Source organism: Rhizobium sp. PAMB 3182, from assembly GCF_052908355.1.
On sequence record NZ_CM128607.1, the window covers coordinates 3,933,330 to 3,946,370 of the forward strand.

Genomic DNA, 13,041 nt, shown 5'->3' on the forward strand with positions numbered 1-13,041 from the left:
TTCATTGCCAACGGGCCGGAGAAGGGTCTCCGGCCCGCAGGATATGGTGACTGTCGTTCGTCAGGGCCTCAGAGGGCCGCCTTCACCTTTTCGGCGACATCGGGCTCCACCCAGGCCTTCCAGACATCCGGATAGGTTTCCAGGAAGTGGTAAGCGGCATCCTCGTTGGAGGCCTGCTTGTCGGCCTGCCAGGCGAGCACCTTGTTGACCGTCTCGTTGGCCCACTTGCGCTTCTTCATGTACTCCATGGCGACGCCGGCCTTTTCGGCGAAATTTTTGGTGACGAGCGTATAGACGTCGGAGACGGGATAGGTGTTGGGCTGCGGATCGGCGCAATCGACGACGGTGATGCAATTGTCCCAGGCCTGCTTGTCGAAGTCGACGTCGAAGCTCAGGCGAACCATGTCGTACTTGCCGAGGATGGCGGTCGGCGCCCAGTAGTAGCCGAACCACGGCTTCTGGTTTTCGAACGCATTGGCGATCGAGCCGTCAAGGCCGGCCGCCGAGCCGGTGTCGACCAGGTCGAAGCCGTGTTCCTCGCCCTTGAAGGCCTTGAAGAGGTTGACATTGTTGATCTGGCAACCCCAGCCCGACGGACAGTTGAAGACGGCGCCGCGCGACGGGTCTTCGGGCGCCGGGAAGAGTTCCGGGTGGTTCAGCGCGTCCTTGACGGTCTTGATGTCGGGATGGGCGTCGGCAAAGTATTTCGGCACCCACCAGCCTTCCACACCGCCGTCCGACAGGATCTGCGACAGCTGGATCAGCCTGCCTTCCTTGGCGGCTTCGGCGAGCGGAATGCGGACGGAGTTCACCCACATTTCCGGCGCGACGTCCGGTTCGGCCTTTTCGTTCATCGAGGTAAATGTCGGGATGGTGTCGCCGGTGACCAGCGTGACGTTGCAGCCGTAGCCCTTGTCGAGGATGATCTTGTCGATATTGGCGGCGACGCCCGCCGACGCCCAGTTCATTTCGGCAATCGAGACATCGCCGCATTCGGCAGCCTTCGCCGTTCCTGACAGGGCGCATGCCGCGCCGGCAAATGCGGCGGCGGTGATGATTGTCTTCATCGTCATTGGGGGCCTCCAACCTCCTGCAGCTCGTCTTTATCGGTCATGGGGGCCACTGCATGCCTCCCGACCCTTGGGGCAAATTCTTACGTTCACGTGCCCGCGTCCGATCGGTCGGCGAAGACGGTGAAAGATGGCGAAAAGGACGCCGGAAAATGGTCGCGCGCCCGTTCCCAAGGCGCATTTTCGACCTGCTCAATACGTAGGGTAGGTCATGTGGGCGATAAATCAACCGCGATGGCCTGCCTTGACTGACCACGGGCCGGGTCCGTCGCATGTCGTTTTGTCACTGAAAAATAAAATTCATTTAAAAACATATACTTGTATCAATTCTGGTGCGAATGGGACCTTTAAATTGTCATATGGGGTTTTTGGCAATTCGCCGCTAACGCTCCGGTAACGAACTGCCGATATAACTCCATTTCAGCGGCTCAAACCGCTCCAAGTCTCCGGATCGGGTATTGCGTACCGGAGATTGAACGGCTTTAGTTTTGAAGTACGTGCCGTCACTGTTGCCGAAGAGCCGCGCGTCCCCTTTGGGGATTGCGCGGCCTTGGCTTTTCTGGCCCGGCCATGTCGCTCCTCCCTTCATCTTTTACGCATTGGGCAATTGCAATTGCCCGCGATCGCTTTATCCCTTTCAGCCTTTGACGGAGGGATGAAGCGACCATGGCGAAAGCGATCATGCTGCAGGGAACGGGATCGGACGTCGGCAAGACGGTCCTTGTCGCGGGCCTCTGCCGGATTGCCGCCAACCGGGGCCTGAAGGTCCGTCCGTTCAAGCCGCAGAACATGTCCAACAACGCCGCCGTTTCCGATGACGGCGGCGAGATCGGCCGTGCGCAATGGCTGCAGGCGATGGCAGCGCGCGTGCCGTCTTCCGTGCACATGAACCCGGTGCTCCTGAAGCCGCAATCGGATATCGGCAGCCAGATCATCCTGCAGGGCCGCGTGTTCGGCCAGGCGAAAGGGCGCGATTACCAGCGGCTGAAGCCGCAGTTGCTTGATGCGGTTATGGAGAGCTTCCGGATTACCGGCGAAGGGGCCGACCTCGTCATCGTCGAGGGGGCTGGTTCGCCTGCGGAAATCAACCTCAGGGCCGGCGACATCGCCAATATGGGGTTTGCGACGCGGGCGAACGTTCCGGTGGTGCTGGTCGGCGATATCGACCGGGGCGGGGTGATCGCCTCGCTGGTCGGTTCGCATGCGATCCTTCCGGCGGAAGACCGGGCGACGATCGCCGGATATATCATAAACAAGTTTCGCGGTGATGTGTCACTCTTCGGTGACGGTATTACCGCGATCGGTGAATTTACCGGCTGGCCGTGCTTCGGCGTCGTCCCGTGGCTTAAGGCGGCGGCACGCCTTCCGGCAGAGGATTCGGTCGTGCTGGAGCGGCTGGCGCGGCGCGGCACGGGGGCGCTGAAGGTGGCCGTGCCGGTTCTCTCGCGCATCGCCAATTTCGACGATCTCGACCCGCTGGCGGCGGAAGACGACGTCGAGCTGGTCTTCGTCAGGCCGGGCGAACGCATTCCCGACGACGCGGGCCTGGTCGTCATTCCCGGTTCGAAGTCGACAATCGGTGACCTTGCCGATTTTCGCGCGCAGGGCTGGGACGCAGATATCGTGCGCCACCATCGCCGTGGCGGCCGGGTGATCGGCATTTGCGGCGGCTACCAGATGCTGGGGACAATGGTTTTCGATCCGGACGGAATCGAGGGAGACGTGCGCGCGGCGCCGGGCCTCGGCCTTCTCGACGTCGAAACGGTCATGGCGCCCGAAAAGACCGTGCGCAATTCATCGGCCTGGTCGACGGAGTATGAGGCGCCACTCGCAGGTTACGAGATCCACCTGGGGGAAACGAAGGGACCGGACTGCGCCCGGGTGCCGGTGACGATCGATGGCCGGCCGGATGGCGCCATGTCGGCGGACGGCAAGGTGATGGGTACCTATCTGCATGGCCTCTTTTCCAGCGACGCCTACCGCGCCGGCCTGTTGTCGAGCTTCGGGCTTTCGGGCGAACGCACGAACTATGCGTCGAGCGTCGACGCGGCGCTCGACGAGGTGGCGGCGGAGCTGGAGGCGGTCCTGGACAAGGACTGGCTCGATGGGGTGATGCGGGTTGGGTGACGTCGCCTGAAATACCCCCTCACCAACAAAATCTATGACTTAGCTGAAGCTAAGATCATGATTTTGTATCCTCTCCCGCAAGGGGAGAGATGAAGTGCTGATAGCGCCGCTGGCTCCCATCTCCCCCTTGGCGGGGGAGAATGGAATTTCAACATCTTAGCGTCAGCTAAGTGTTAGAAATTCCAAGAGAGGGGGTGTTTGGACCTTGGCGATACCCCTCAGGTGCCCGCCCTCAACTTCCGGAAATGAAAGATCCGCCCGATCGTGTTCAACAAGACCTGCGCCGCCAGGATTGCCGTGGTGCCGGTGTGGTCGTAGTCGGGGGCGACCTCGACGAGGTCGATGCCGACGACGTTGCCGCGTTCGGCGAGGCCGGCGATGATGTCGAGCACCTCGTAGTAGAGGAAGCCGCCATGGCTTGGCGTGCCGGTGCCGGGCGCAATCGACGGGTCGAAACCGTCGATGTCGATCGTCAGATAATAGTTCATGCCAGCCGGAATTCGCTCAAGCAGCGCCTCGGTCCCGAGCCTGCGCGCGCCGCGCACGGTGATGATGTCCGATCCCATCGAGATCGCCGTCTCGTATCCTTCCTTCGCGGTCGAGGACACGTTGCGGATGCCGATCTGCGAGAGGCCGGTGACGTAGTCCTTTTCGGCCGCGCGGCGCATCGGGTTGCCGTGACCGTTGCGCACGCCATGCCGCTCGTCGACGAAGTCGAGATGGGCATCGATCTGCACGACATGGATCGGCCCCTGATCGGAAAAGGCATTGATGCAGGGGATGTTGATCGAATGATCGCCACCCAGCACGACCGGCAGCGCGCCGGCGGCGAGGATGGCGCGCACGCCCTTCTCGATGTTGGCGTGGCTCATCTCGGTATTGGTGTGGATGATGTCCGCATCGCCGATGTCGACGATCGTCACGTCGTCGAGATAGGTGACGCCGTCGTCGTGATCGTATGCGCCGGCATGACCAAAGGAAAACAGGGTCGAAGCCTCGCGGATCGCCCGCGGTCCGAACCGGGCGCCGGCCCGCCACTGCGTCCCGAAATCGAATGGCGCGCCCATGACGGCGACATCGGCTTCGATCTTCGACCAGTCCGGCTCGTAGGGACGCTTGCCGAAGGTGGAAATGCCAACGAAGGGCAGGTTCAACCGTCCGGAGTCGTAACTGTTTTGCGTCATGCGCGGTCCTTTGCGGTCTTGGGGTCTTCCCACAGGGAAGGTTGCACCGGTTTGGCGGTCGGGCAAGCGGGATTTGAGGCTTTCCTTCAATCCGCGGTCAGAGAACAGTCTCTGTCGCTTCCACGCAATTGACAGGCGGCAAGGGAATCCATAATCATCTGCAATTACGGATGGTTCCCGAACGGCAATCGCCAATCGGGATCAAAAGGGAATGTGACGGGACGGACCCAAGCAGGGCGTTCCAATCGCAGCCGACCCCGCGACTGTAGAGTGGCGAGGGTCTTCCATTCCTTCGAAGGGCCGCACTGCCGGCTGTCTGCGCTATCGGCAGGCGGGCAGGAAAGCCTTCGGCGGAAAAAGCCACTGGAGTGGCAGTCGCGTGAACCGGGGTTGGACGCCTCTATTGTCTACGAATCGTCCGCCTTTCGCGATCTGCCATCAAACTCCGGGAAGGCGAGGGAGACCTGCTGGCAGAAATGCCTGAAACCGCGAGCCAGGAGACCTGCCATATCGTGCCGGGCATTCGCCCAAACCTCGGAGGAGGCTCCTCCAGTATGCCAGCACGGAGGTTGTCATGGCTACGATCGCATCTTCTTCTACCCTCTCGGTTTCCGACCGTCAGAAGGCCGGTTTCATTGCGCTCCTTCTCGGCGCGTTCCTGGTGTTCGGCGTCGGTCTCGCGCATTCGGCGGTTCTGCACGATACTGCCCATGACGTGCGCCACTCCTATGGCTTTCCCTGCCACTAAGGACGAAGGTCACCTGTCATGATTGTCAAATATCTCCTGGCCGCTCTGGTGGCCGGGCTTGTTGCCGGTGGTGTGATGACCGTCGCGCAGCAGGTCAAAGTCGTGCCTCTTATTCTTCACGCAGAGGAATATGAAGGCGGAGCGCCCGAGCACGAGCATTCCGCCAAGGCTGAAAACTCTACATTCGGCGAACTCGCCGGATCGCTTTTCCTGCCGTCTCCAGCTTTCGCGCATGGTGCGGAAGACGATGGCCACGACGAGAGCGGCATGCTCTTCGGCGTCAGCCGCTTTGGCGGAACGCTGATGGCCAACCTCGTGGCCGGTGCCGGTTTTGCCTTGCTGCTTGCCGGCATCAGTCTTGTCTCCGGCCGCGACATCACGCTTGCGAACGGCATCTTCTGGGGCGCCTGCGCCTGGCTGGCCGTTCACCTGCTGCCGTCTCTCGGCCTGCCGCCGGAACTGCCGGGCTTTCCGGCCGCCGATCTCGACGCCCGCCAGATCTGGTGGCTGAGTGCGGTGGTACTGTCTGGTGCCGGCATCTGGCTTCTGGCCCTGCGTGAAGAGGCCTGGGCCAAGGTTCTCGGCCTCGTGCTGATTGCCGCGCCGCATCTCTGGGGCGCGCCGCAACCCGACAGCATCGACAGCAACGTCCCGGCGATCCTCGCCGCCGAGTTCGCTGTCGCAGCATTGGCGACGACGCTGGTCTTCTGGCTGGTGCTCGGTCTGCTGATGGGGCTTGCCAACCGCAAGATCGCGGGAGCTGCCGCATGACGACGACACCGCCCGGCGCCGTCCTGGTGCTGGGCGGCGCCCGTTCGGGCAAGTCGCGGTTCGCCGAGGGGCTTGCCCGACAGTCCGGCCTCGACCGGCATTACCTGGCGACGGGCCAAGCCTATGACGACGAGATGCGTGACCGCATCGCGCGCCACAAGCAGGAGCGAGCCGGTGACGGCTGGACGACGCATGAGGAGCCGGTCGATCTCATCGGTTGTCTGCGCTCGGTCGATGATCCGGGGCGTGTTATTCTCGTCGATTGCCTGACGCTCTGGGTCTCGAACCTGATGATGGCGGATATGGACGTCGAAGCGGCCTCGCGCTCGCTCGCCGATTACCTGCCGCAGGCAAGGGGCCGGATCATCCTGGTGTCGAACGAGGTCGGCCTCGGCATCGTGCCGGAGAACGCCATGGCGCGGGCCTTTCGCGATCACGCCGGCAGGCTCCACCAGATGGCCGCGGAGACAGCGGCAGAAGTCTATTTTATCGCGGCGGGATTGCCGCTGAAAATGAAGGGTTAGGATCATGATGAAGGAAAAAATCCCGGCAACGGTGATCACCGGCTTTCTCGGCGCCGGCAAGACGACGATGATCCGCAACATGCTGATGAACGCCGATGGTCGGAAGATCGCGCTGATCATCAACGAATTCGGCGATCTCGGCGTCGATGGCGAGGTGCTGAAGGGCTGCGGCGCGGAAAACTGCACCGAGGACGATATCGTCGAGCTCAACAATGGTTGCATCTGCTGCACCGTCGCCGACGATTTCATTCCGGCGATGACGAAGCTTCTGGAGCGCGAGAACCGCCCCGATCATATCGTCATCGAGACTTCCGGCCTGGCGCTGCCGCAGCCGCTGGTCGCCGCCTTCAACTGGCCGGACATCAAGACGCAGGTGACCGTCGACGGCGTCGTGACCGTGGTTGACAGCGCGGCGGTCGCCGCCGGCCGCTTTGCCGACGATCACGACAAGGTCGATGCGCTGCGCGTGCAGGACGACAACCTGGACCACGAGAGCCCGCTGGAAGAACTGTTCGAGGACCAGCTGACAGCCGCCGACCTGATCATCCTCAACAAGGCCGATCTGCTCGACGCCGCCGGTATCGCCATGGTGCGCGAGACGGTGACCAATGCGATTTCGCGCAAGCCGAAGATGGTGGAGGCGCGCGGCGGTGAGGTGCCGTCTGCCGTGCTGCTCGGCATCGGCGCGGGCACGGAGGATGACATCGTCAACCGCAAGTCCCATCATGAACTGGAGCATGAGGCGCTGCATGCCTCAGGCGCGGAGCACGATCATCATCATGACCACGATGAGTTCGAAAGCTTCGTCGTCGAACTCGGCGCGCTTGCCGATCCGGCCGCCTTCGTCGAAAAGCTGAAAGGCGTCATCGATGCGCATGACGTGCTGCGGCTGAAGGGCTTCGTCGAAGTGCCCGGCAAGGCCATGCGCCTCGTCATCCAGGCGGTGGGAAGCCGGATCGAGCATTATTTCGACCGGCCGTGGAAGCCGGGCGAGACCAAGGGCTCGCGCCTCGTGGTGATCGGTCTTCACGAAATCGACGAGGATGCCGTGCGTGCTGCCATCGCCGCCGCGGCCTGATGCATCATGCACCTGCTGCTCGCCCAGAAAGGCTCGATTGCCGATAGCGAAGAGGCAATCGATCTCGGCCAGTCGCCGGGCGATATCCTCTTCCTGTCCGCGGCCGACACGGAGCTTGCCGCGATTGCCGGCGCTTACCGGCGCCAGGGGGAGGGGCCGAGCCTGAGGCTTGCCAGCCTGATGAGCCTCAAGCACCCGATGTCGGTCGACACCTATGTCGAGCGCACGGCGCGGCATGCCAGGCTGATCGTGGTGCGGGCGCTCGGCGGGGCCAGTTATTTCCAATATGCGATCGAGGCGCTGCATACCGCGGCAGGCAGGAATGGTGCGCTGATTGCCGTGCTGCCGGGCGACGACAAGCCCGATGACGGACTGCGGCCCTATTCCAATCTCGATGCCGACGACCATGCGGCGCTGTGGTCCTACCTGATCGAGGGCGGCGAAGAGAATGCGCGCGGGTTTCTCGACTATTGTGCGGCGCTGCTCAATGGCGGCGAAAGGCCGGAACCGGCCAAGCCGCTTTTGAAGGCGGGGCTCTGGTGGCCGGGCAGGGGCGTGATTTCGGTGGCGGAGTGGCAAGACCTGGCCGCTCTTCCTTCTCCCCGCGTGCGGGGAGAAGGTGCCCGGAGGGCGGATGAGGGGCAGCCGGATGCAAGCGTCGCATTGCCCCTCACCCCAGCCCTCTCCCCGAAAGCGGGGAGAGGGGGCGCACCAACCGCCGCCATCTGCTTCTACCGCGCACTGGTGCAGAGCGGCGAGACAAAGCCGGTGGAGACGCTTGTCGAGGCGCTGGCGGCCGAAGGCGTTCGGGCACTGCCGGTGTTTGTGTCCAGCCTCAAGGATCCGGTTTCGGCCGGAACGGTCGAGGCCATCTTTACCGAGGCTGCGCCGGATGTGGTGATCAACGCGACCGGCTTTGCGGTCTCTGCGCCGGGCGCGGAAACGAAGGGTACGGTGCTGGAGGCGTCGGGCGCGGTCGTATTGCAGGCGATCTTTTCGGCGTCGTCAAGGGACGCGTGGCAAAGCTCCGCGCAAGGGCTTTCCGCCCGCGACCTGGCGATGAACGTCGCCCTGCCGGAGGTCGATGGCCGGGTGCTGTCGCGCGCGGTTTCCTTCAAATCGGCGGCGGCCTTCGACGAAAATGTCGAGGCGAATATCGTCACGCACGAACCCGAGCCGGGCAGGGCCGCCTTCGTGGCGAAACTTGCGGCCAACTGGTCGCGGCTGAGACGCAAGACGGTTGCCGAGCGCAATGTGGCGATCATCCTCGCCAATTATCCGAACCGTGACGGACGTCTTGGCAACGGCGTCGGGCTGGACACGCCGGCCGGGACGGTTGAGGTTCTAAACGCGATGGCGGCGGCCGGTTACCCGGTGGCCGACATGCCAGCCGACGGCGATGCGCTCATGGCGCACCTGATGGCCGGGCCGACCAATGCCGGCAATGACGGACGGGAAATTCGCGAGACGCTTTCCTTGAGTCGATACAGGGCCTTCTTCGCAAGTCTTCCCAAACAGATTCAGGACGAGGTTCAGTCACGCTGGGGCGCGCCGGAACGCGATCCCTACGTGGTCGGAGACGTGTTCGCGCTGCCGCTGTGCCGGCTCGGCGGCGTCGCGGTCGGCATCCAGCCGGCGCGCGGCTACAATATCGACCCGAAGGAGACCTACCATTCGCCGGACCTCGTGCCGCCGCATGGCTATATCGCCTTCTACGCTCATCTGCGCGAGGAATTCGGCGCGGACGCCATTGTCCACATGGGCAAGCACGGCAATCTCGAATGGCTGCCGGGCAAGGCTCTGGCGCTCTCCGAGACCTGCTATCCGGAAGTGGTGTTCGGTCCGCTGCCGCATCTCTATCCGTTCATCGTCAACGACCCGGGCGAGGGGACGCAGGCCAAGCGCCGGACCTCCGCCGTCATCATCGACCATCTGACGCCGCCGTTGACGCGGGCGGAAAGCTATGGGCCGCTGAAGGATCTCGAGGCGCTGGTTGATGAGTATTACGAGGCGGCGGGCGGCGATCCGCGCCGGCTGAAGCTCCTGAAGAAGCAGATCCTCGAGCTCATCGCCGACATCGGCCTCGACCAGGATGCCGGCATTGCCAAGGGTGACGATGACGATGCGGCGCTTGAAAAGCTCGACGCCTGGCTCTGCGACCTCAAGGAAATGCAGATCCGCGACGGGTTGCATATCTTCGGCCTGGCGCCGGAGGGACGGCTGCTGACAGACCTGACGGTGGCGCTGGCGCGGGTGCCGCGCTGCATGGGCGAGGGTGGCGATGCGAGCCTGCAGCGGGCGATTGCGCGGGATGCGGGATTGTCCGATCTGCGGTCAAGCTCACCCCCCGCTGCCCTGCCGGGCATCTCCCCCACAAGGGGGGAGATCGACAAGAGGCAAGCGGCGGAGACCCAATCTCCCCCCTTGTGGGGGAGATGTCACGAAGTGACAGAGGGGGGTGAGCACAATGCCCTATTCGACCCCCTCGACTGCAACATGGCGGCCCCCTGGGCCGGCGCAAAGCCGCGCATACTCGCCGACCTTTCCGATGATCCGTGGCGCACGAACGGCGATACCGTCGAGCGTATCGAATTGCTGGCCGCCGCGCTGGTTTCCGGCGACATCATCTGCCCCGATGACTGGGCGGCGACGCGGGCGGTGCTTTATGAGATAGAAACACGGCTGAAGCCGTCGATCGTCCGGTCGGGCGCGGCGGAGATTGCCGGTCTGCTCACTGGTCTTTCAGGCTGCTTCGTCGCGCCTGGCCCATCCGGTGCGCCGACGCGGGGGCGGCCGGATGTGCTGCCGACGGGCAGGAATTTCTATTCCGTCGACAGCCGGGCCGTGCCGACGCCGGCTGCCTATGAGCTCGGCCGCAAATCGGCGGAGATGCTGATCACCCGCTACGTTCAGGATCACGGCGACTGGCCGACATCCTTCGGCCTGACGGCCTGGGGCACGTCGAACATGCGCACCGGCGGCGACGATATTGCCCAGGCGCTGGCGCTGATCGGCGTCAAGCCGGTCTGGGACATGGCCTCGCGGCGGGTGACCGGCTACGAGATCATTCCGATGGCGAAGCTCGGGCGGCCGCGTGTCGACGTGACGCTTCGGATTTCCGGCTTCTTCCGCGATGCCTTTCCCGAGCAGATCGCGCTGTTCGACCGTGCCGTCCGCGCCGTGGGAGCACTGGAAGAGGACGAGGCGGACAATCCCGTCGCCGCGCGAATGAGGCGGGAGCGGGCGGAGTTGATGGCGCAGGGGCTTGGCGACGCGGATGCCGATCGGCGCGCCGGCTACCGCGTCTTCGGGTCGAAGCCGGGCGCTTACGGTGCAGGACTGCAGGCGCTGATCGACGAGAAGGGTTGGGACCGGCGGGAAGATCTTGCCGAAAGCTATCTCGTCTGGGGCGGCTACGCCTATGGCGCCGGCGAGGAAGGCAAGGCCGAGCGTGGGCTTTTCGAAGAACGGCTGCGCAGCGTCCAGGCCGTCGTCCAGAACCAGGACAATCGCGAGCACGATCTTCTCGACAGCGACGATTATTACCAGTTCGAAGGCGGCATGACGGCCGCCGTCGAGCATCTGAAGGGGAAACGCCCGGCGATCTACCACAATGATCATTCCCGGCCTGAAAAGCCGGTGATCCGGTCGCTGGAGGAGGAAATCGGCCGGGTGGTGCGCGGCCGCGTCGTCAATCCGAAATGGATCGCCGGCGTCATGCGCCACGGCTACAAGGGCGCCTTCGAGATCACCGCGACGGTCGACTACATGTTCGCCTTCGCCGCGACGACGGGGGCGGTCAAGGACCATCATTTCGAGGCCGCCTACCAGGCCTTCATCATGAACGAGGCCGTCCGCGAATTCATGGCCGACAAGAACGCGCCGGCGTTGAAAGAGCTTGCGGAGCGTTTTCTGGAGGCAATCGAGCGTGGATTGTGGGTGCCGAGGAGCAATTCGGCGCGGTTTGAGCTGGAGAGGCTGGCTTTCGAGTTAGGATCGAGTTGACGTTAGCCCCGTTGGACGGTACAGTAACCCACAAGATCGGGGCGCTTTATGATAAGAAGTTTTCGCGATGAGTGGCTTAGAGCCTATTTCGCAGATGACGTGCGTAGCCGAAAAGTGCCCTCCGATATCGATGCCCGCCTGTTTCGCAAGCTTCAGATGATCGACGATGCGGCGGACGATCGCGATCTGCGTATGCCGCCGAGTAATCATTTCGAGAAGCTGAAGGGACATCTCGACGGCTATTGTTCAATTCGCATCAACAGGCAGTGGCGCTTGATCTTCAAATGGGATGACGGAACCGGTGAGGCGTCAGACCTTTACCTCGACAATCACGGTTACCGCTAGGAGTGACGTTCATGACAGTGACGAAGAGAAGGCCGGTTTCTCCTGGTGAGATATTGATCGAGGAATTTCTGGAGCCGCTCAACTTGACGCAGGGTCACCTTGCTGAAGCCATGGGAGTTCCGCGCAAGCATATTAACGAGCTTTGCACCGGGCGGCGCGCCGTCACGGTGTCTTCTGCACTGCTGCTTGCCAAGGTGTTTGGTACAAGTGCGGATTTCTGGCTGAACGTTCAGCGCAGACTGGATCTGTGGAACGCTCTGCATTCTGATGATGTAAAGAAGAAACTGGACAAGGTCAGGCCGGTTCAAACCGCCGCCTGAAACTTGACGGGAAGCACGGGCCGACCGTGCGAGGGAGAGAAATTCAATGACAGATTCCGATATCAAGGCCGATCCGGACGCCCGCCACGCGGAGAAGATGGCCAAGAAGAAGGCCGCGCGGGACAAGATCATGGCCACCAAGACCGACGAGAAGGGGCTGATCGTTGTCCATACCGGCAAGGGAAAGGGCAAGTCGACGGCCGCCTTCGGCATGATCTTCCGTCACATCGCCCATGGCATGCCGTCCGCCGTCGTGCAGTTCATCAAGGGCGGCATGTCGACCGGCGAGCGTGACCTGATCCTCGAGCGCTTTTCCGATCTCTGCGAGTTCCACACGATGGGCGAGGGCTTCACCTGGGAAACGCAGGACCGTGCCCGCGACGTCGCCATGGCGCAGGCCGCCTGGGCGAAGGCCAAGGAATTGATTGCCTCCGGCGAAAAGTCCATGGTGTTGCTCGATGAGATCAACATCGCCATCCGCTACGACTACATCGATATCGGCGAGGTCGTCGAATTTCTGGCGACGCAGAAGCCGCATATGACGCATGTCGTGCTGACCGGCCGCAATGCCAAGGACGAACTGATCGAGATTGCCGATCTTGTGACGGAGATGGAGCTGATCAAGCATCCGTTCCGCTCCGGCATCAAGGCGCAGCAGGGCATCGAATTCTAGGGGAGCATGGCGACGGCGGCCCCTATCGTCAATTCCGCAGAAGACCCGGGTCTTCCTGACGCTTTCCGGTCTTGCGACCGGTGCGTCATGGCTTCCCTCTTTCCGGGCGCTGAATCTCGGTGAGACCTCCCGCGTCGCGCCGATCGATAAGCTGTCGATCGTGCTGATTGCTGTCGGAGCGGTCGTGCTGGCGGTC

Annotated in this window: 11 protein-coding genes, 1 pseudogene and 1 riboswitch; of the genes and pseudogenes, 10 read left to right on the forward strand and 2 right to left on the reverse strand. The window is 62.9% G+C overall.

What is annotated here, in order from left to right:
- Nucleotides 1–68 precede the first annotated feature (68 nt).
- On the reverse strand, nucleotides 69–1,067 hold the full coding sequence (locus tag ACU5AZ_RS18850; RefSeq protein ID WP_446826056.1) for an ABC transporter substrate-binding protein: 999 nt from the start codon (nucleotides 1,065–1,067) through the stop codon (nucleotides 69–71).
- A 669-nt stretch (nucleotides 1,068–1,736) separates the two neighbouring features.
- On the opposite strand from ACU5AZ_RS18850, the gene ACU5AZ_RS18855 reads away from it, so the two are divergent.
- Nucleotides 1,737–3,197, forward strand: coding sequence for a cobyric acid synthase (locus ACU5AZ_RS18855; RefSeq protein ID WP_446823850.1), 1,461 nt, complete (start codon nucleotides 1,737–1,739; stop codon nucleotides 3,195–3,197).
- Nucleotides 3,198–3,415: 218 nt separating this feature from the next.
- On the opposite strand, the gene speB is transcribed toward ACU5AZ_RS18855, so the two are convergent.
- Nucleotides 3,416–4,381, reverse strand: a complete 966-nt coding sequence (speB, locus tag ACU5AZ_RS18860; RefSeq protein WP_446823851.1) for an agmatinase — start codon at nucleotides 4,379–4,381, stop codon at nucleotides 3,416–3,418.
- 154 nt (nucleotides 4,382–4,535) lie between these two features.
- A riboswitch (cobalamin riboswitch) is annotated at nucleotides 4,536–4,905 on the forward strand.
- A 50-nt stretch (nucleotides 4,906–4,955) separates the two neighbouring features.
- On the opposite strand from speB, the gene ACU5AZ_RS18865 reads away from it, so the two are divergent.
- The 9 genes and pseudogenes from ACU5AZ_RS18865 to ACU5AZ_RS18905 all read left to right on the forward strand — a co-directional run.
- On the forward strand, nucleotides 4,956–5,129 hold the full coding sequence (locus ACU5AZ_RS18865) for a CbtB domain-containing protein (protein ID WP_446823852.1): 174 nt from the start codon (nucleotides 4,956–4,958) through the stop codon (nucleotides 5,127–5,129).
- An 18-nt stretch (nucleotides 5,130–5,147) separates the two neighbouring features.
- Nucleotides 5,148–5,900, forward strand: a complete 753-nt coding sequence (locus tag ACU5AZ_RS18870; protein ID WP_446823853.1) for a CbtA family protein — start codon at nucleotides 5,148–5,150, stop codon at nucleotides 5,898–5,900.
- On the forward strand, nucleotides 5,897–6,424 hold the full coding sequence (cobU, locus tag ACU5AZ_RS18875; RefSeq protein WP_446823854.1) for a bifunctional adenosylcobinamide kinase/adenosylcobinamide-phosphate guanylyltransferase: 528 nt from the start codon (nucleotides 5,897–5,899) through the stop codon (nucleotides 6,422–6,424). Before ACU5AZ_RS18870 ends, cobU begins: the two co-directional genes overlap by 4 nt.
- A 4-nt stretch (nucleotides 6,425–6,428) precedes the next feature.
- Nucleotides 6,429–7,502: a cobalamin biosynthesis protein CobW gene (cobW, locus tag ACU5AZ_RS18880; RefSeq protein WP_446823855.1), complete on the forward strand. Its 1,074-nt coding sequence runs from the start codon at nucleotides 6,429–6,431 to the stop codon at nucleotides 7,500–7,502.
- A gap of 6 nt (nucleotides 7,503–7,508) precedes the next feature.
- Entirely contained in the window at nucleotides 7,509–11,507 is a 3,999-nt protein-coding gene (gene cobN, locus ACU5AZ_RS18885) for a cobaltochelatase subunit CobN (RefSeq protein WP_446823856.1), read from the forward strand.
- Between the two features lie 48 nt (nucleotides 11,508–11,555).
- Nucleotides 11,556–11,852: a type II toxin-antitoxin system RelE/ParE family toxin gene (locus tag ACU5AZ_RS18890; protein WP_446823857.1), complete on the forward strand. Its 297-nt coding sequence runs from the start codon at nucleotides 11,556–11,558 to the stop codon at nucleotides 11,850–11,852.
- Between the two features lie 11 nt (nucleotides 11,853–11,863).
- On the forward strand, nucleotides 11,864–12,172 hold the full coding sequence (locus ACU5AZ_RS18895; protein ID WP_446823858.1) for a HigA family addiction module antitoxin: 309 nt from the start codon (nucleotides 11,864–11,866) through the stop codon (nucleotides 12,170–12,172).
- A gap of 46 nt (nucleotides 12,173–12,218) precedes the next feature.
- Complete coding sequence (gene cobO / locus ACU5AZ_RS18900) at nucleotides 12,219–12,845, forward strand: cob(I)yrinic acid a,c-diamide adenosyltransferase (protein WP_446823859.1); 627 nt, start codon at nucleotides 12,219–12,221, stop codon at nucleotides 12,843–12,845.
- Between the two features lies 1 nt (nucleotide 12,846).
- Nucleotides 12,847–13,032: pseudogene (locus ACU5AZ_RS18905) on the forward strand (EamA family transporter); the annotation flags it as partial.
- Nucleotides 13,033–13,041 lie beyond the last annotated feature (9 nt).